The sequence below is a fragment of the Citrobacter sp. RHBSTW-00859 genome, from assembly GCF_013729795.1.
GTDB lineage: Bacteria > Pseudomonadota > Gammaproteobacteria > Enterobacterales > Enterobacteriaceae > Citrobacter > Citrobacter braakii.
In genome coordinates, this window is the sequence record NZ_CP056284.1 from 569,047 (window position 1) to 587,918 (window position 18,872).

At 53.9% G+C, this 18,872-nt stretch carries 19 protein-coding genes and 1 pseudogene; 11 read left to right on the forward strand and 9 right to left on the reverse strand.

What is annotated here, in order from left to right; all coding sequences use genetic code 11:
• Nucleotides 1-29: 29 nt before the first annotated feature.
• The 5 genes from pnp to mtr all read left to right on the forward strand — a co-directional run bounded on the left by pnp (nt 30) and on the right by mtr (nt 6,665).
• Nucleotides 30-2,162 (forward strand): polyribonucleotide nucleotidyltransferase, encoded by a 2,133-nt coding sequence (pnp, locus tag HV302_RS02850; RefSeq protein ID WP_008785911.1) that lies wholly within the window; start codon nt 30-32, stop codon nt 2,160-2,162.
• 109 nt (nt 2,163-2,271) lie between these two features.
• Complete coding sequence (nlpI, locus tag HV302_RS02855) at nt 2,272-3,156, forward strand: lipoprotein NlpI (protein ID WP_003024982.1); 885 nt, start codon at nt 2,272-2,274, stop codon at nt 3,154-3,156.
• A 106-nt stretch (nt 3,157-3,262) separates the two neighbouring features.
• The gene (yrbN, locus tag HV302_RS02860; RefSeq protein ID WP_010723222.1) at nt 3,263-3,343 is read left to right on the forward strand and encodes a protein YrbN; all 81 of its coding nucleotides are present in this window, start codon (nt 3,263-3,265) and stop codon (nt 3,341-3,343) included.
• Entirely contained in the window at nt 3,336-5,267 is a 1,932-nt protein-coding gene (locus HV302_RS02865; RefSeq protein WP_047413955.1) for a DEAD/DEAH family ATP-dependent RNA helicase, read from the forward strand. The genes yrbN and HV302_RS02865 overlap by 8 nt, the downstream gene beginning before the upstream one ends.
• Nucleotides 5,268-5,420: 153 nt before the next feature.
• Nucleotides 5,421-6,665, forward strand: coding sequence for a tryptophan permease (gene mtr, locus HV302_RS02870; protein ID WP_016154664.1), 1,245 nt, complete (start codon nt 5,421-5,423; stop codon nt 6,663-6,665).
• An 89-nt stretch (nt 6,666-6,754) separates the two neighbouring features.
• On the opposite strand, the gene HV302_RS02875 is transcribed toward mtr, so the two are convergent.
• The 3 genes from HV302_RS02875 to ubiU all read right to left on the reverse strand — a co-directional run bounded on the left by HV302_RS02875 (nt 6,755) and on the right by ubiU (nt 9,725).
• Nucleotides 6,755-7,762, reverse strand: a complete 1,008-nt coding sequence (locus HV302_RS02875; protein WP_181626886.1) for a luciferase-like monooxygenase — start codon at nt 7,760-7,762, stop codon at nt 6,755-6,757.
• An 80-nt stretch (nt 7,763-7,842) separates the two neighbouring features.
• Nucleotides 7,843-8,721 (reverse strand): U32 family peptidase, encoded by an 879-nt coding sequence (locus HV302_RS02880; protein WP_019077776.1) that lies wholly within the window; start codon nt 8,719-8,721, stop codon nt 7,843-7,845.
• Nucleotides 8,722-8,729: 8 nt separating this feature from the next.
• Complete coding sequence (ubiU, locus tag HV302_RS02885) at nt 8,730-9,725, reverse strand: ubiquinone anaerobic biosynthesis protein UbiU (protein ID WP_016154661.1); 996 nt, start codon at nt 9,723-9,725, stop codon at nt 8,730-8,732.
• A gap of 219 nt (nt 9,726-9,944) precedes the next feature.
• On the opposite strand from ubiU, the gene ubiT reads away from it, so the two are divergent.
• Together ubiT and HV302_RS02895 are read left to right on the forward strand one after the other, a co-directional pair.
• Entirely contained in the window at nt 9,945-10,469 is a 525-nt protein-coding gene (ubiT, locus tag HV302_RS02890; RefSeq protein ID WP_181626887.1) for a ubiquinone anaerobic biosynthesis accessory factor UbiT, read from the forward strand.
• Nucleotides 10,463-10,966, forward strand: coding sequence for a GNAT family N-acetyltransferase (locus HV302_RS02895; RefSeq protein ID WP_016154659.1), 504 nt, complete (start codon nt 10,463-10,465; stop codon nt 10,964-10,966). Before ubiT ends, HV302_RS02895 begins: the two co-directional genes overlap by 7 nt.
• Here the strand turns inward: HV302_RS02895 and HV302_RS02900 are convergent.
• Nucleotides 10,953-11,262, reverse strand: a pseudogene (locus HV302_RS02900) (GIY-YIG nuclease family protein). The gene HV302_RS02895 and the pseudogene HV302_RS02900 overlap by 14 nt on opposite strands.
• 43 nt (nt 11,263-11,305) lie before the next feature.
• Between HV302_RS02900 and HV302_RS02905 the strand changes: the two are divergent.
• Together HV302_RS02905 and HV302_RS02910 are read left to right on the forward strand one after the other, a co-directional pair.
• The gene (locus HV302_RS02905; protein WP_016157562.1) at nt 11,306-11,734 is read left to right on the forward strand and encodes a YhbP family protein; all 429 of its coding nucleotides are present in this window, start codon (nt 11,306-11,308) and stop codon (nt 11,732-11,734) included.
• 37 nt (nt 11,735-11,771) lie between these two features.
• Nucleotides 11,772-12,407, forward strand: a complete 636-nt coding sequence (locus HV302_RS02910) for an NAD(P)H-binding protein (RefSeq protein WP_016154656.1) — start codon at nt 11,772-11,774, stop codon at nt 12,405-12,407.
• Between the two features lie 49 nt (nt 12,408-12,456).
• On the opposite strand, the gene dolP is transcribed toward HV302_RS02910, so the two are convergent.
• From dolP to HV302_RS02930, 4 genes are read right to left on the reverse strand one after another with little or no spacing between them, the layout of a single operon-like run.
• Nucleotides 12,457-13,032: a division/outer membrane stress-associated lipid-binding lipoprotein gene (gene dolP / locus HV302_RS02915; protein WP_003024954.1), complete on the reverse strand. Its 576-nt coding sequence runs from the start codon at nt 13,030-13,032 to the stop codon at nt 12,457-12,459.
• Between the two features lie 9 nt (nt 13,033-13,041).
• A complete protein-coding gene (gene diaA / locus HV302_RS02920; protein WP_003024948.1) occupies nt 13,042-13,632 on the reverse strand; it encodes a DnaA initiator-associating protein DiaA in 591 nt (196 codons plus the stop codon).
• Between the two features lie 34 nt (nt 13,633-13,666).
• Nucleotides 13,667-14,062, reverse strand: a complete 396-nt coding sequence (locus tag HV302_RS02925) for a YraN family protein (RefSeq protein ID WP_016157561.1) — start codon at nt 14,060-14,062, stop codon at nt 13,667-13,669.
• Nucleotides 14,020-16,071 carry a penicillin-binding protein activator gene (locus HV302_RS02930; RefSeq protein WP_181626888.1) on the reverse strand — a complete coding sequence of 684 codons (2,052 nt, stop codon included), beginning with the start codon at nt 16,069-16,071 and terminating at the stop codon, nt 14,020-14,022. The genes HV302_RS02925 and HV302_RS02930 overlap by 43 nt, the downstream gene beginning before the upstream one ends.
• A 63-nt stretch (nt 16,072-16,134) precedes the next feature.
• Here HV302_RS02930 and rsmI point away from each other — a divergent pair, with 63 nt between their 5' ends.
• Nucleotides 16,135-16,998, forward strand: a complete 864-nt coding sequence (rsmI, locus tag HV302_RS02935; RefSeq protein WP_016154652.1) for a 16S rRNA (cytidine(1402)-2'-O)-methyltransferase — start codon at nt 16,135-16,137, stop codon at nt 16,996-16,998.
• Nucleotides 16,999-17,000: 2 nt separating this feature from the next.
• Nucleotides 17,001-18,014, forward strand: coding sequence for a Fic family protein (locus HV302_RS02940; protein ID WP_109018219.1), 1,014 nt, complete (start codon nt 17,001-17,003; stop codon nt 18,012-18,014).
• Here HV302_RS02940 and HV302_RS02945 read toward each other — a convergent pair.
• Nucleotides 18,011-18,784: a DeoR/GlpR family DNA-binding transcription regulator gene (locus HV302_RS02945; protein ID WP_003828620.1), complete on the reverse strand. Its 774-nt coding sequence runs from the start codon at nt 18,782-18,784 to the stop codon at nt 18,011-18,013. The genes HV302_RS02940 and HV302_RS02945 overlap by 4 nt on opposite strands.
• Nucleotides 18,785-18,872: the final 88 nt, after the last annotated feature.

Below are 18,872 nucleotides of genomic sequence, written 5' to 3' on the forward strand. Positions count from 1 at the left end.
CCGTCAAAAAATAGAGAAAGGATATTAATTTGCTTAATCCGATCGTTCGTAAATTCCAGTACGGTCAGCATACCGTAACGCTGGAAACCGGTATGATGGCGCGTCAGGCGACTGCCGCTGTTATGGTTAGCATGGATGACACTGCGGTATTCGTTACCGTTGTTGGCCAGAAAAAAGCGAAACCAGGCCAGGACTTTTTCCCACTGACCGTTAACTATCAGGAGCGTACCTACGCTGCTGGCCGTATCCCGGGGAGCTTCTTCCGTCGTGAAGGCCGTCCGAGTGAAGGCGAAACTCTAATCGCGCGTCTGATTGACCGCCCGGTTCGCCCGCTGTTCCCGGAAGGCTTCGTTAACGAAGTTCAGGTTATCGCGACCGTTGTTTCCGTTAACCCGCAGGTTAACCCGGATATCGTGGCAATGATTGGTGCATCTGCTGCGCTGACTCTGTCTGGCATCCCATTCAACGGCCCGATCGGTGCTGCACGTGTTGGTTACATCAATGACCAGTACGTACTGAACCCGACTCAGGACGAACTGAAAGAAAGCAAGCTGGACCTGGTTGTTGCTGGTACTGAAGCTGCCGTACTGATGGTTGAATCCGAAGCTGAACTGCTGAGCGAAGACCAGATGCTGGGCGCTGTAGTATTCGGCCACGAACAGCAGCAGGTTGTTATTCAGGCTATCAACGAGCTGGCGAAAGAAGCTGGCAAACCGCGTTGGGACTGGCAGCCAGAAGCCGTCAACGAAGCGCTGAACGCACGCGTTGCCGCACTGGCAGAAGCTCGCCTGAGCGATGCTTACCGTATCACCGACAAACAAGAGCGTTACGCTCAGGTTGACGTGATCAAATCTGAAACCATCGCGACTCTGGTGGCTGAAGACGAAACCCTGGACGCTAACGAACTGGGTGAAATCCTGCACGCTATCGAGAAAAATGTTGTTCGCAGCCGCGTACTGGCAGGCGAGCCGCGTATCGATGGTCGTGAAAAAGATATGATCCGTGGTCTGGACGTGCGTACTGGCGTGCTGCCGCGTACCCACGGTTCCGCACTGTTCACCCGTGGCGAAACTCAGGCGCTGGTTACTGCGACCCTGGGCACCACTCGTGATGCGCAGAACCTTGACGAGCTGATGGGCGAGCGTACTGACAACTTCCTGTTCCACTACAACTTCCCTCCGTACTGCGTAGGTGAAACCGGTATGGTCGGTTCTCCGAAGCGTCGTGAGATTGGTCACGGTCGTCTGGCGAAGCGTGGCGTACTGGCAGTGATGCCGGAACTGGATAAATTCCCGTACACCGTACGTGTGGTTTCTGAAATCACCGAATCTAACGGTTCTTCTTCCATGGCTTCCGTATGTGGTGCTTCTCTGGCGCTGATGGACGCAGGCGTGCCGATCAAAGCTGCCGTTGCGGGTATCGCGATGGGTCTGGTGAAAGAAGGCGACAACTTTGTTGTTCTGTCTGACATCCTGGGCGACGAAGACCACCTGGGCGATATGGACTTCAAAGTGGCGGGTTCCCGCGACGGTATCTCTGCACTGCAGATGGATATCAAAATTGAAGGTATCACCAAAGAGATCATGCAGGTTGCTCTGAACCAGGCTAAAGGTGCGCGTCTGCACATCCTGGGTGTGATGGAACAAGCGATCAACGCACCGCGTGGTGACATTTCTCAGTTCGCCCCGCGTATCCACACCATCAAGATCAGCCCGGACAAGATCAAAGATGTTATCGGTAAAGGCGGTTCTGTTATCCGTGCTCTGACCGAAGAAACCGGCACCACCATTGAAATTGAAGATGATGGTACTGTGAAGATTGCTGCGACCGACGGCGAGAAAGCGAAATATGCTATCCGTCGTATCGAAGAGATCACCGCAGAGATCGAAGTAGGGCGTATCTACAATGGTAAAGTGACCCGTATCGTTGACTTTGGCGCATTCGTTGCTATTGGTGGCGGTAAAGAAGGTCTGGTACACATCTCTCAGATCGCTGACAAACGCGTTGAGAAAGTGACCGATTACCTGCAGATGGGCCAGGAAGTACCGGTCAAAGTTCTGGAAGTTGATCGCCAGGGCCGTGTACGTCTGAGCATTAAAGAAGCAACTGAGCAGTCTCAGCCTGCAGGCGAACCGGAAGCTCCGGCAAGCCAGGGCGAGTAAGGTTGCCATTGCCCTCCGTGAAAGCGGAGGGCTTTTAACCCGGCAGGACGCCTTGTTAGCAACCGGGGAACCTGGACGTTCATTCAATCGTTGTCTTCGGGAGTGGGAAATGAAGCCTTTTTTGCGCTGGTGTTTCGTTGCGACAGCACTCACGCTGGCTGGATGCAGTAATTCCGCCTGGCGTAAGAGTGAAGTCCTCGCAGTACCATTGCAACCGACTTTGCAGCAGGAAGTGATTCTGGCACGTATGGAACAAATTCTTGCCAGTCGGGCTTTAACCGATGACGAACGCGCACAGCTTTTATATGAGCGCGGAGTGTTGTATGATAGTCTCGGTCTGAGGGCACTGGCGCGAAATGATTTTTCACAAGCGCTGGCAATCCGACCAGATATGCCTGAAGTATTCAATTACTTAGGTATATATTTAACGCAGGCAGGCAATTTTGATGCTGCCTATGAAGCGTTTGATTCTGTACTTGAGCTTGATCCAACTTACAACTACGCGCACTTAAATCGCGGTATCGCATTGTATTACGGCGGTCGCGACAAGTTAGCGCAAGATGATCTGCTAGCGTTTTATCAAGACGATCCCAATGATCCTTTCCGTAGTCTGTGGCTTTATCTCGCCGAGCAGAAGCTCGATGAGAAGCAGGCTAAAGAAGCGTTAAAGCAACGCTTTGAGAAATCGGATAAAGAGCAATGGGGATGGAACATTGTCGAGTTCTACCTGGGCAACATTAGCGAAGCAACGCTGATGGAACGCCTAAAGGCGGACGCAACGGATAACACCTCGCTCGCTGAGCATCTCAGTGAAACCAACTTCTATTTAGGTAAGTACTACCTAAGTCTGGGGGATTTGGACAACGCTACGGCATTGTTCAAACTGGCGGTGGCTAACAACGTTCATAACTTTGTTGAGCACCGATACGCATTGTTGGAATTATCGCTCCTGGGCCAGGACCAAGATGACCTGGCAGAATCGGACCAGCAATAGCTGACGTACACATCAGCCCGTAATCTTTTTTGATTGCCATCACCTTCACGGGTGAGGGCGTTGTTGTTCGTTAATACACCTACTTTGAGCCGGTTCACACTTTTCAATGAAAATTGCAGATCAATTTCATGATGAGTTATGTAGACTGGCCGCCATTAATTTTGAGGCACACGTACTACATGGCTGAATTCGAAACCACTTTTGCAGATCTGGGCCTGAAGGCTCCTATCCTTGAAGCCCTTACCGATCTGGGTTACGAAAAACCATCTCCAATCCAGGCAGAGTGCATTCCGCATCTGCTGGGCGGCCGCGATGTTCTGGGTATGGCCCAGACGGGTAGCGGCAAAACTGCAGCGTTCTCTTTACCGCTGCTCAACAATCTTGATCCTGAGCTAAAGGCACCTCAGATTCTGGTGCTGGCACCGACCCGCGAACTGGCGGTTCAGGTTGCAGAAGCCATGACGGATTTTTCTAAACACATGCGCGGCGTGAACGTGGTTGCCCTGTACGGCGGCCAGCGTTATGACGTGCAATTACGTGCCCTGCGTCAGGGACCACAGATCGTTGTCGGTACGCCGGGTCGTCTGCTGGATCACCTGAAGCGCGGTACTCTGGACCTCTCCAAACTGAGCGGTCTGGTACTGGACGAAGCTGATGAAATGCTGCGTATGGGCTTCATCGAAGACGTTGAAACCATCATGGCGCAGATCCCGGAAGGTCATCAGACCGCTCTGTTCTCCGCGACTATGCCGGAAGCGATTCGTCGTATTACCCGCCGCTTTATGAAAGAGCCGCAGGAAGTACGCATTCAGTCCAGCGTAACTACCCGTCCTGACATCAGCCAGAGCTACTGGACCGTCTGGGGCATGCGTAAAAATGAAGCGCTGGTGCGTTTCCTGGAAGCAGAAGACTTTGATGCGGCGATTATCTTCGTTCGTACCAAAAATGCGACCCTGGAAGTGGCAGAAGCGCTGGAGCGTAGCGGTTATAGCAGCGCTGCACTGAACGGCGACATGAACCAGTCCCTGCGTGAGCAGACTCTGGAGCGTCTGAAAGATGGCCGTCTGGATATTCTGATTGCTACCGACGTTGCGGCCCGTGGCCTGGACGTTGAGCGTATCAGCCTGGTTGTTAACTACGACATCCCGATGGATTCCGAATCTTACGTTCACCGTATCGGCCGTACCGGTCGTGCGGGCCGTGCGGGTCGCGCGCTGCTGTTCGTTGAGAACCGTGAGCGTCGTCTGCTGCGTAACATCGAACGCACCATGAAGCTGACTATTCCGGAAGTAGAACTGCCGAACGCAGACCTGCTGGGCAAACGCCGTCTGGAAAAATTCGCCGCTAAAGTACAGCAGCAGCTGGAAAGCAGCGATCTGGATCAGTACCGTGCTCTGCTGGCGAAAATGCAGCCGGAAGAAGAACTGGATATCGAAACGCTGGCAGCCGCACTGCTGAAAATGGCTCAGGGCGAACGTCCGCTGATCCTGCCGCCAGATGCGCCGATGCGTCCGAAACGCGAATTCCGCGACCGTGACGATCGTGGTCCGCGTGACCGCAACGATCGTGGCCCGCGTGGTGACCGTAATGAGCGTGGTGGTGAAGACCGTCCGCGTCGTGAACGTCGTGACGTTGGCGATATGCAGCTGTACCGCATTGAAGTGGGCCGTGATGACGGTGTTGAAGTCCGTCATATCGTTGGTGCGATTGCTAACGAAGGCGATATCAGCAGCCGTTACATCGGTAACATCAAGCTGTTTGCTTCCCACTCAACCATCGAGCTGCCGAAAGGTATGCCGGGCGACGTGCTGCAGCACTTTACCCGTACTCGCATCCTGAACAAGCCGATGAACATGCAGCTGGTTGGCGATGCAGTTCCGCACACCGGTGGTGAGCGTCGTGGCGGTGGCCGTTTCAGCGGTGAGCGTCGTGAAGGCGGTCGTGGCGAAGGTCGTGGTTTCAGCGGCGAGCGTCGTGAAGGCGGTCGTAGCGAAGGTCGTCGTTTCAGCGGCGAACGTCGTGAAGGCAACCGCGGTCCGCGTCGTGACGATTCTTCTGCTCCGCGTCGTGATGATTCCGCTGGTCGTCGTCGTTTCGGTGGTGATGCGTAATCCATGCGAAATTACGGTTTAATACCGTAAAGTAAAATATACAGCCCCGATCTCAACAATCGGGGCTTTTTTTATTTCATTTGTACTCGTGTACTGGTACAGTGCAGCACATTGAAATGTAGTCACAATATAAATGACTGGAGAGATGGCTAAATGGCAACACTAACCACCACCCAAACGTCACCTTCGCTGCTTGGCGGCGTGGTGATCATCGGCGGCACCATTATTGGCGCGGGGATGTTTTCTCTGCCAGTGGTCATGTCCGGGGCGTGGTTCTTCTGGTCAATGGCGGCGCTGATCTTCACCTGGTTTTGCATGCTGCATTCCGGGCTGATGATCCTGGAAGCTAACCTCAATTACCGCATTGGTTCCAGCTTTGACACCATCACGAAAGATCTGCTGGGCAAAGGCTGGAACGTTGTGAACGGCATCTCGATTGCTTTCGTTCTCTATATCCTTACCTATGCGTATATCTCGGCGAGTGGTTCGATCCTGCATCACACCTTCTCGGAGATGTCGCTGAACGTTCCGGCGCGTGCGGCGGGTCTTGGTTTTGCGCTGCTGGTGGCGTTCGTGGTGTGGTTAAGCACCAAAGCGGTTAGCCGCATGACGGCGATTGTGCTGGGCGCGAAGGTGATTACTTTTTTCCTGACCTTCGGCAGTCTGCTGGGGCATGTTACGCCTACTACGCTGTTTAACGTGGCGCAGAGCAACGCTTCGTATACGCCGTACCTGCTGATGACGTTACCGTTCTGCCTGGCCTCATTCGGCTATCACGGCAACGTCCCGAGCCTGATGAAGTATTACGGCAAAGATCCGAAGACCATCGTTAAGTGCCTGGTGTACGGCACGTTGCTGGCGCTGGTGCTGTATACCGTATGGTTACTGGGGACGATGGGTAACATCCCGCGTCCGGAATTTATCGGTATTGCGCAGCAGGGCGGTAACATTGATGTGCTGGTACAGGCGCTGAGCGGCGTGCTGAACAGCCGCAGTCTGGATCTGCTGCTGGTGGTGTTCTCCAACTTTGCGGTGGCGAGTTCATTCCTCGGGGTCACGCTCGGTCTGTTTGACTATTTGGCGGATCTGTTTGGCTTTGATGACTCGGCAATGGGACGTTTTAAAACGGCATTGCTGACGTTTGTCCCGCCGATTGTCGGTGGCCTGCTGTGGCCGAACGGTTTCCTGTACGCCATTGGCTATGCAGGGCTTGCCGCGACCATCTGGGCCGCCATTGTTCCGGCGCTGCTGGCCCGTAAATCCCGCGAGCGTTTTGGCAGCCCGAAATTCCGTGTCTGGGGCGGCAAGCCGATGATTGCGCTGATCCTGGTATTCGGTATCGGCAACGCGGTTATCCATATTCTGTCGAGCGTGAATTTGTTGCCTGTGTACCAGTAACCTTTTAGTGCCGGATGGCGGTTGCGCCTAATCCGGCCTATACGATCTCGTAGGCCCGGTAAGCCAAATGCCACCGGGCAAAACAACGATTACCCCACCAACTCTTCTTTCACCTGCATCGCCAGGTCAAACGAATGTAGACGTGCCTGATGATCAAAAATCTGGCCGTTAACCATAATTTCATCGGCCTGGGTTTCACGCAAAATGGCGTCGAGACCGTGTCGCACTTTCGCCTTATCACCAACCAGCGACATGCTCAGAGCCTGTTGTACGCCGTACTGCTCGGAAGCGGACCACAGCTGATGCATATTCTCTACCGGTGGCGGTAGCTGGCCGGTTTCGCCACGACGCAGTTTCACAAACGCCTGCTGCATTGAGGTGAAAAGAAATTCGGCATCGCGGTTGCTGTCGGCGGCAATGATGTTGATGCACACCATCGCATACGGCTTTGCCAGCCGTGCTGAGGGCTTGAACTGGGTGCGATACAGATGCAGCGCCTGATGCAACATATCCGGAGCAAAGTGCGAGGCGAAGGCAAATGGCAGGCCGAGCTGGGCTGCCAGCTGTGCGCTGTACAGGCTGGAGCCTAATAACCAGACCGGGATCTGCTCGCCGTAGCCGGGAACCGGGCGTACATGAGGATTTGGATCGCGGGCGTCGAACCAGTCCACCAGTTCAGCTACGTCGCGCGGGAAGTTATCGATATCACCACTCATATGGCGGCGCAACGCGCGCATGGTCGGTTGGTCGCTACCCGGCGCGCGGCCAAGCCCGAGATCGATTCGTCCCGGATACAGCGTATTCAGGGTACCGAACTGCTCGGCGATCACCAGCGGCGAATGGTTGGGCAGCATAACGCCGCCAGAACCAAGATGTAGCGTGGTGGTATTGGCCGCCAGATAGCCAATCAGCACAGAGGTCGCCGCGCTGGCGATGCCGGTCATATTGTGATGTTCTGCCAGCCAGTAGCGGTGGTAGCCGCGCTTTTCGGCCAGTCGAGCGAGATCAAGCGAGTGTGTGAAGGCCTCTTTTACCGAAGATCCTTCAGGGATCGGCGCCAGATCCAGCACCGAGAACGGAATAGTTTTGTCAGTCATAACGGCTCACTTTGTTACCGGTTAATCTTTTAATACTGCATTAAAGATTAGCGAATGTTGTTAACAAAGTGAGCTATTAATCACGGCTGTAGTTCAAGACCTGCCAGTCGCTTCCAGTAGCCGTTGCAGTCGCTGTGGGCGGCAAGCGGTAATGGGGCAGTGCCATTTTCATTGGCGCGGAAGGCATCGAGCATGGCGAACGTGTCGCTGCCTGAAGGGGACAAACGCACAATATCAACCAGACCCTGCATCGATGTCAGCTCGTTGCCGAGGTTGTAAACATAGCCGCTCATGGTCTGGATGCCGTTGAGGACAAAGACCTGCTGATTCTCCTGCGACAGCACATCGCGCCCATTCGGGTATTTGATGCAGCAGGTTTCACACTCATCTTTTGGACGGTCTTCAGAGCGTGCGGTAAAGCAGCGGGCAGAGTACGCCAGCGGCAGATGCCCGTAGCTCAGTACCTCTACTTCAAACTGATTGCGAATACCCAGCTCTTCACACTGGTTGAGCAGATTGACCAGCCAGTCACGGGACAGTTCTACCGGCATACACCAGCGCACCATGCCCTGCCTGAGCAGCAAACGCAGGGTTACCGCGTTGTAGCAGTTGAGCGCATGCCCGGCGACAAACGGCAGCTTACGCTCGGCACACATGTTTACCACGCCGAGATCGCTGGCTTCCAGCAGGAAGTCGCCGTTTTCGACATAGCGCTTCAGCTCTCCCAGTTCAGAGGAGGCCTGCACCAGCGCCAGCGTTGACAGCACCACCTGTTTACCGCTGCCAGCGAGCGATTTCGCCATATCGATCCAGTCGCCCACTTTGGTGGCACGGCGTTTACTGCACACCGCTTCGCCAAGGTAGATAACGTCGGCCTGGCTGGTGGCGGCCTGCTGATAAAAATCTTCCAGCGTTTCTTTCGGCCAGTACCACAGCACCGGCCCTAAGGAATATTTCATTGCTTCTCTCACTGCCATTTACGGTGATACGCGCCAAGCGTGGTCTGCGTGCCTTCGGACATTGAACCGAGCGTTTCCATCCACGCGGCCTGTGGGGCGTAGTTTTGCGGGTCGGCCATACAGCGGTCGATCGCCTGGCGCCACACTTTCGCCACCTGGCTGACGTAGGCCGGGCTACGCTGACGCCCTTCGATTTTCACCGAGGCAATATTGGCCGCCAGCAGTTCTGGCAGCAGCTCCAGCGTATTCAGGCTGGTGGGTTCTTCCAGTGCATGATAGCGCTCGCCATCAACCAGATAGCGGCCTTTACACAGCGTCGGATAACCGGCGTTTTCTCCGTCCTGATAACGGTCGATCAGCACTTCATTAAGACGAGATTCCAGCCCTTGTTGGGTCTGCTGCCAGCGAACAAAACGGGCAGGAGAGCAGGCGCCAACCGTATTAGGAGACTCGCCCGTCAGATAGGATGAAAGATAGCAGCGGCCTTCCGCCATAATGCACAGACTGCCAAAGGCAAACACTTCCAGGGGAACTGGCGTGACGCGAGCGAGCTGCTTCACCTGGTGAATAGACAGTACGCGCGGCAGTACCACGCGGGCGACATCAAAGTTGCGATGATAGAAATTAATCGCCTCTTCATTGGTTGCGGATGCCTGAACAGAGACATGACGCTCAATATGCGGGTAGCGCTCTGCGGCATACTCAAGCATGGCGAGGTCGGCGAGGATCAGCGCATCCGCACCCAGTTGCGCCGCCATATCTACGGCACGTTGCCAGCGCGCGTAACCATCCGGATGCGCAAAGGTGTTAATCGCGATGTGCAGCTTACGGCGGTGCTGATGGACAAAACTCACCGCTTCCTGCAATTTTTTCTCGGTAAAATTAAGGCCGGCGAAATGACGGGCGTTGGTATCATCTTTCAGCCCGATGTAGACCGCATCAGCGCCGTTCTCGATGGCCGCCTTAAGCGCCGGGAGGTTTCCGGCAGGGCAGAGCAGCTCCATAATTTATCCTGAACGTTGCGCCGTAAAGGGCGCAGAAATGTTAACGAAGAGGGATTTTAGTTAACCTTGCTGAGACAATTTTTGATTTGAGGCAGTTAAAGTCGTATTGGTGATACCAATAAGAGGTAACAATTTCGTAGCGAATTGTTGATTTATGCCGCTATGTCGTTTATTTGATATGGCAAAATAGCAGGATAATTGAAACAGGGAGTAAAGCTCGTGTTGGATAAACTGCGTTCACGCTTAGTACATTTTGGTCCTTCTCTGATGAGTGTACCGGTTAAACTGACGCCCTTTGCGCTGAAGCGCCAGGTTCTGGAGCAGGTCCTGAGCTGGCAGTTTAGTCAGGCGCTGGCCGATGGGGAGCTGGAGTTTCTCGACGGTCGCTGGCTGAGCATTCATGTGCGTGACATTGGCCTTGAATGGTATACCTCTGTTGAGAACGATAAACTTATCGTCAGCCAGAATGCAGAGGCGGATGTGAGTTTTAGCGCGGATGCCAGCGATCTCCTGATGATCGCGGCGCGTAAGCAGGATCCGGATACGCTGTTCTTCCAGCGTCGCCTGGTGATTGAAGGTGATACAGAATTAGGGCTGTATGTAAAAAATCTGATGGACGCCATCGAACTGGATCAGATGCCTAAAGCGTTGCGCGTCATGCTGATGCAGTTGGCGGATTTTGTTGAGGCGGGAATGAAAACGTCGCCAGAAACCAAACAGACTTCGGTAGGTGAGCCATGCTGATTCGAGTTGAAATTCCCATTGATGCCCCAGGTATTGATGCATTGCTGCGTCGTTCATTTGAGAGCGATGCGGAAGCGAAATTAGTGCACGACCTGCGTGAAGACGGTTTCATAACGCTGGGTCTGGTTGCTACCGATGACGAAGGTCAGGTAGTGGGTTACGTCGCGTTCAGCCCTGTCGATGTCCAGGGCGAAGACCTGCAATGGGTCGGCATGGCGCCGCTCGCGGTGGATGAAAACTACCGTGGACAGGGCCTGGCGCGTCAGCTGGTCTATGAAGGACTCGATTCCCTGAACGAGTTTGGTTACGCCGCGGTGGTTACGCTGGGCGATCCGGCGCTGTACAGCCGCTTTGGTTTTGAGCTGGCTGCCCATCATGACCTGCGTTGCCGCTGGCCGGGCACCGAAAGCGCGTTCCAGGTTCATCGCCTGGCGGAAGATGCGCTGGAGGGTGTGACGGGCCTTGTGGAATACCACGACTACTTCAATCGTTTTTAAGCGCCGGGGGTTTGCAGGCTGCTCAGTAGTGCCTCAAGCCCTTCGCCTTCAACAAGGCGCTCTTTCTGCCGCTTTGTAAGATGTTTGACGCGATATTCTAAGCGCAGGGCCAGCGAACGGTCGCCGACCTGAGCCGCAAATGCCAACGTGAGTTCTCCCTTTCCGCGCAGCGCCTTCGCGCCTTTCCCACTTTGATGCTGCTTATAGCGGCGCTGCACATCGGTGGTTATTCCGGTGTATAAGGCGTTGTCCGCAGTACGGATCAGGTACAGATACCAGGGTGTCATTGTCACCATCGACGTGATAATTTTCAGGCCTACAGTATAAAAGAGAACAGAAATGGAAACACTGACTGCGGTGACCCGCTGGCTGGCAAAGCAGCACGTCGTGACCTGGTGTGTACATCATGACGGTGAATTATGGTGCGCCAATGCGTTTTACCTGTTTGATGCGCAGAAGATGGTGTTCTATGTGCTGACCGAAGAAAAAACGCGCCATGCGCAGATGTCCGGGCCGCGCGCGCCGATTGCCGGCACGGTAAATGGTCAGCCCAAAACGGTCGCCCTGATTCGTGGCGTACAGTTTAAAGGGGAAATCCGGCGTCTTGAAGGGCAGGAGAGTGAAGCCGCGCGTAACGCCTACAACCGCCGTTTCCCGGTCGCCAGAATGCTGCCTGCGCCCGTGTGGGAGATTCGACTGGATGAAGTCAAATTCACGGACAACACGCTGGGCTTTGGCAAAAAAATGCACTGGCAACGTGATCTATAGTTAATAGAGTGATTAAAGAGTCAGGGGAAGATTAGCGATGAGTCAGGTATTAATAACAGGCGCAACGGGGCTGGTAGGCGGAAATTTGCTGCGTATGCTGCTCAATGAACCCCGGGTCAATGCCATCACGGCACCGACGCGTCGACCGCTGGCTGATACGGCTGGCGTCTATAATCCCTATGATCCGCAGCTAACCGATGCGCTGGCGCAGGTCACCGATCCGGTAGATATTGTCTTTTGTTGTCTGGGAACCACTCGGCGAGAAGCGGGTAGTAAAGAAGCGTTTATCCATGCTGACTATACGCTGGTGGTGGACACGGCCCTGACGGGGCGTCGGTTGGGCGCTCAGCATATGCTGGTGGTCAGTTCGATGGGTGCCAACGCCAATTCACCGTTTTTTTATAACCGGGTGAAAGGGGAAATGGAGCAGGCCCTGATCGCGCAAAATTGGCCGCGGCTGACGATTGTTCGGCCTTCAATGTTACTCGGAGAGCGGGATAAACAGCGGGCGAATGAGAGGTTTTTAGCGCCGTTATTTCGGCTGCTGCCGGGGAACTGGAAGTCGATTGAGGCGCGTGATGTAGCCCGGGCTATGCTGGCGGAGGCACTGGCGCCTGGACATGAGGGCGTTTCGATCCTGACCTCTTCCGAACTGCGCGAAAGAGCCAAATAAAATGCCGGAGAGGACGCTCTGGCGTCCCCATCCGGCATTTGTAGCAGTCTTACTTAATAAACGTAAAAGCCGTAGTGACGCGTTTCACGCCGCTTACCCGGCTGGCGATGTCTGCCGCAGCCTTCGCTTCACGTTCAGTTACCAGACCCAACAGGAACACTTCCCCGTTTTCGGTGGTGACTTTCACGTTAGAGGATTTCACCTGATCGCTGGTCAGCAACTGGGAACGTACTTTAGTGGTTATCCAGGTATCGTTAGACGCATCGCCCAGGCCGATTGGCTGACCCTGACGGATCTCGTTAAAGACCTCAGTGGTACCTTCTACGCCCATCGCAATCTGTTTTGCTCGCGCAGACAGTTCGCTATTTGGCGACTGACCGACCAGCAGCACTTTACCCTGATACGCGCTCACGTTGATACGCGCCTCTTTCTTGATCTGGGCATCTTTCGACAACGCGGTATTGACGCGTAATTCCAGGGTTCCGTCATCTACCTGGGTGCCTACACTGCGAGGATCCGTCGCGGCTTTGGTGCCGACAGCAGCAGTTCCGACAACGGCGGCAGCGACACAGCCTTGCAGTAGCAGGGCAGCGATAATCACAGCAAGCGGCGAAAATGCCTTCATGTGTACTCCTTAATCATCCTGGTGAGGGAAAAGCGTGTTATCGATGAGATCGCAAAGGCAGTTGACCGTCAGCATATGCATTTCCTGAACGCGGGCGCTGTGGTGTGAAGGGATACGGATTTCAACATCCTGCGGCCCCAGTAACCCGGCCAGCTCCCCTCCGTCATACCCGGTCAGTGCGACAATTGTCATGTCGCGTGTCACGGCGGCTTCAACGGCTTTTACGATATCGCGGCTATTACCACGCGTAGAGATTGCCAGCAGAACATCACCTGCATGTCCCAGCGCACGGACTTGTTTTGCATAAACTTCGTCGTGCAGGCGATCGTTGGCAATCGCAGTTAAGACCACATTATCAGTATTTAGTGCAATCGCAGGTAAACTTGGGCGCTCTGTTTCAAAACGATTGATCATGCTGGCAGCAAAATGCTGTGCGTTGGCAGCGGACGTCCCATTACCACAACAGAGAATTTTGTTGCCATTGAGCAGGGACTGAACCAGCGTCATGGCTGCACGGGAGATCGCATCCGGAAGTGCTTCAGCCGCAGCTATCTGAGTTTGAATGCTTTCTGTAAAGCAGACTTTAATTCTATCTAACACGCTAATCCTTAAGAACCAGGCTCTGAATCTTCAACTATGAGCGGTCGTTGAACGCGTCCTTAAACCACTCAACATCATTTCCGGTGAAGGCTAACACATCGAACCGGCAATCCACAGTATCAAAACTTCCATTGTGGCGCGCAAGCCACAAGCGGGCGGTCTGTAATAATTTGTGTTGTTTGCTCCGGGTCACACTCGCCGCTGCACCGCCAAACTGGGCTGAGCGCCGATAGCGAACCTCAACAAATACGGTGGTGTTGCCTTCACGCATTATCAGGTCGATTTCGCCGCCACGCTCACGCACGTTGGCGGCGATAAAATGCAGTCCCTTGCTCTGCAGCCAGTCACGCGCGGTGGATTCCCACGCGTCACCGGTCTGTTTACTCGTTAACTGGCGGGGACGACTTGTCCTTGCTGGTATTTGAGCCATGATAACTTCCTGTTAATCACACAATCCTGCGTTGCGGTTAAGGCTCCGGTGTTGCCGTTAATTTCGAAACCCTGCACCTGACGCATTTGCGAGAAGTGGTTGGCAAGCGACCAGGCATCGACGCCCATCGCGTACATACGTGCCAGCGAGTAGTCGTTACGAACCGCGCCCAGCGCCTGCTGCATGAGAGGGGCGTTAGCGCCTGCCAGCATCGGAATTTCGCTGTACTGCAAGCCTTCCATCTCCAGACGGAAATCCGGGCCGGCAGTTCCCTGCGCGCTACGGGAGCTGGCGTACAGCGTGGCACCGCTCTGGCTACCGTTGCGCATGGCGATCATCGGCTTTATAAATGCAATTTCTTCCGGCGTTGCCAGAATATATACGGCATCAACACGACCGCTGCCGCCGGTGATTTGCGCATCGGTAGGTGCTGCCGGGATGGTCAGACCGCCAATCGTCACGCCAGGCTGCGCGGGTACAGAAGAGGCCACCGGGCTACCCGTCAGGGAAATCCCCGAGCCGCCGTTGACGCCCATTTTCAGCTCAGCGGTGGAGCCGAACTTCTGCTGCAGCACCACGCCGCCACCCAGTTTTTGCCACTCCTGTGCAAAGGCGTTGGCAACGCGATCGCCTAACGAACTCCGCGGGATCAACAACAGCGGCGTCTGTTTTCCTTGATCGCGAATGTGGCGTGCTGCGTCGCGCGCTTCATCTTCTGGCGACAGAGCGAAGTAGCAGACGTTCGGCAGGTTTTTCACCGACTCCGGCTGATTAAGCGCCAGGACGTTTAATGGCGTGTTGCTTTTCATCAGCTCTTCAACATTGTTCTTCAACAGTGGGCCAACCACGATGCTGGCGCCATCCTGCTGAACCTGAGTCAGGATCTGATTCAGCGGCAGTGATGACGTGTCGTAGATTTTCAGCTCCGCGGACGGATTCGCTGGTGCGCTGGCGGTTGTTGGCTGCGCAGGCGCTGTTGGTTGTGGAGCTGTAGCTTCTGGCTGTGCTGGCGTCTCGTTGGTCAGATCGCTTACTGACGCCTGAGCCGGACTGGCAACACCGTCAGTCGTTTGCGGCTGTTCCGTGGTCGTCGCAGCCGCTGTATCCGCAGCAGGCGCGGCAACAGCAGGGTCCGCTACGGGTTGAGTACCCATATTTTTCGCGGCTTCAAAGCCTTGCTGAATAGTACGGCCAAATACAGCGGCCTGACCGTTCAGCGGCAACAGCAGAGCAATTTTGCTGGTGGAAGCGGGTTTAAAGCTCTGCACGTTAACCAACTGCGTTGGCAATAGTTTTGCCCCCGGGTTTTGTGGATAACGTTTCTGCCAGTCAGCAATACCGGCTTTCATCATGTCTGGATCGTTACGGTTATCGAACCAGACGCGCTGGAGATCTAACCAGCCTTGCAGCACGTTTTCATCCGCATTGATGACCAGCGTCTGCGCTTGCTCCTGGGTCATGGATGACAGCGCCTGCCAGGTGGCATCCATGTTTTTCTGCTTAGCGTTCGCGGCCAGCAGCGGTTCCTGGGCGATCAGGGCGCGCAGTAAAGTCAGCGATGGACGACCCTGGTTGACGTCGATTTGCGCCTGCCAGTATCTCGCCTGCTGGTTTTGATCAAAATCGGCGGGGGTTAGCTTATCCAGCAGGGCCTGTGCGCCAGCGACATCTTTCTGCGCGAGCTTAATTTCGACGGCCAGCAGTGACTGCTCACGACGCTGGGTATCGCTTAGCTTCTGTGGTAGCTGGTTGAACAGCTCGATAGCCTGCTGGCTCTTGCCTTCTTTCAGCAGTGCACGAATGGCGAGTAATTGCCAGTTGGTCTTGCTATCATCTGAGCTTTGCTGCATTTGTTGCAGATAAAAGCCGGAATCAGCCTGCGCAGTGCCCTGCATATGGGCTGCACTCTGGTCTGGCGCCTGGGTGCCACAGCCTGCGAAAATCAGTGCAGCCAGAATGACTGGTAGCGCGCGTGCGGCTTTCAAACGAGAAAATGTTGAGGGTACCATACTGTATCCAGTGATATTTTTTTACTCAATGCTCAATATTAAATCGGCAATACGGACGACACAATGAAACAACACGAATCGGCGGATAATTCTCAAGGCCAACTCTTTATTGTACCTACTCCTATAGGAAATTTGGCTGATATTACCCAACGAGCGCTCGAAGTTTTACAAGCCGTTGATTTGATTGCCGCTGAAGACACTCGTCATACAGGACTCTTGTTACAACACTTCGCGATTAACGCGCGTTTGTTCGCTTTACATGATCACAACGAGCAACAAAAGGCCGAAACGCTGGTGGCGAAGCTTAAAGAAGGGCAAAACATTGCGCTGGTTTCCGATGCCGGAACGCCGCTGATTAACGATCCTGGCTACCATCTGGTACGGACCTGTCGCGAAGCAGGGATCCGCGTTGTTCCCCTGCCAGGCCCTTGCGCGGCGATTGCTGCCCTGAGCGCTGCAGGTCTGCCTTCAGACCGCTTTTGCTATGAAGGTTTTCTGCCTGCCAAATCGAAAGGGCGTCGTGATGCGATGAAAGCCATTGAGGCTGAACCGCGTACGCTTATTTTTTATGAATCTACCCACCGTTTGCTGGATAGCCTGGAAGACATGGTTGCCGTCTGGGGCGAATCCCGCTACGTGGTGTTGGCGCGTGAGTTGACCAAAACCTGGGAAACCATTCACGGCGCGCCGGTCGGCGAACTGCTGGCGTGGGTCAAGGAAGATGAAAATCGTCGAAAAGGCGAAATGGTGCTGATTGTCGAAGGACACAAAGCGCAAGAAGACGACCTTCCGGCTGATGCGCTGCGTACGTTGGCCTTATTGCAGGCAGAGCTGCCGCTGAAAAAGGCCGCCGCACTGGCCGCTGAGATCCACGGCGTGAAGAAGAATGCGCTGTATAAGTACGCGCTGGAACAGCAGGGGGAGTAACAGTGAGCACCTACCAACCACCTTTCGTCATCACTCCATTGATCCTCAATCAAGTCATTGAAATTGGGGAGTTGATGGGAAATTGGGCGGCGATGGCTGGTAGGGCATCTCCTCTTTTGCGCAAAGAGAATCGTATTCGCACTATTCAGGCCTCTTTAGCGATTGAGCATAATTCGTTGACTACGGAACAAGTCACCGCTCTGATGGAGGGGAAACGTATTCTGGCTCCGGCTAAAGATATACAGGAAGTCAGAAATGCGATTCTGGCCTATGAAAAAATGTCAGAGTGGAAAAGTGAAAGACTCTCCGATCTTTTACAGGCACATCAAATCCTGATGATGGGGCTTGTCGATAACCCGGGTCAATTGCGATCCGGCAATGTCGGTGTTTACAGGGAGAAACAGCTTATCCATATGGCCCCACCGGCGTCACAAGTTCTTCGATTGATGAATGACCTACTGGGCTGGTTAAAAACGACAGAGCTCCACCCACTGATTGCTGGTGCTATTTTCCATTATGAATTTGAATTCATTCATCCTTTTGCCGACGGCAATGGACGGATGGGCCGGTTGTGGCAGACATTAATCCTCCGTGAGTGGCGATCGGAATTGGCGTGGTTACCAGTAGAGACACTGATCCACTACCAACAGGATCGCTACTACCAGGTGTTAGGGCAGTGCGATCGGCAAAGTAGCTGCACGCCATTTATAGAATTTATCCTTGAAAACATCATCTTTGCTTTGCAAGAGGGATTGGGGAAATCATCAGCCCTGTCGGAAGAAATGTCGGAAGAAATGTCGGAAGAAATGTCGGAAGAAATGTCGCCTGATTTACTGGATATTGAAAAACGCATACTACAAATCTTGTCGAATCAGCCAGGCAGATCCGCCAAAAGTATCGCTGATGAGTGTGAAATCTCAGCCCGAACTGTAGAACGCTATCTGAAAGCGTTGCAGCTAAAAGGCAAACTGCAACGCGTTGGCGCGACGAAAGGGGGGCTATGGAGGGTAATTTAAACGACCAGCAGTTCAACCCCTGTTTTGGCCAGCGCTGATTTATCCTGTTTGCTGATACTGTCGTCGGTTATTACGCAGTTAATCTTCTCCATTGGAAGTACCTGATTAAAACCTCGTCGGTTAAATTTTGTTGCATCCAGTACGGCAATAACCTTATGTGCCGCAGCAGCCATCACGCTACTAATCGAATAGCCTTCGTTGAATGTCGTTATACCATTAGTGGCATCAATCCCGTCGGCGCCAACGAACATCAGGTCTGCGCTTATCCCTTGAAGGGAACGTTCAGCGATAGTGCCATGCATTGAATGAGTTTTGTGACGCACCGTGCCGCCGCAGACGACCAGCGTAATGTCTTTGTTTTCCGATAACGTAAACGCAGCGGGCAGGCTATTGGTAATAACTGTGATATTACTTTTTCGGTTTAGCGCCTCAGCGATCAGTAAGGTCGTGCTTCCGCTATCCAGAATCACGGTCATTCCTTCCTCGACCATTGCCGTTGCAGCCTGAGCGATCCGCTTTTTGGGATCGCTGGCAAGCTGATACCGGTCTTCTAATAATACTTCCTGATTGTCACCTTCAGCCAGATGGCTTCCTGGTTTTGCCGCACCGCCATGAAAACGGGTGACCAGACCCTTCTCTTCTAATAACCGCAGGTCAGCGCGAATGGTTACTTCAGAAATACCAAAGGTATTCGAAAGATCCATTACCAGTACGCTACCTTGCGTATTAATCAGGTCGACAATTTTATTCCTTCTCTCAAATGAGTTCATATTGATTTGCCTGATAATTTGACTGCCACTAGTTTAATCGAAGGATTGCGAAAGGTGAACGCTAAATTTCGAAAGTAAATGTGAGCCA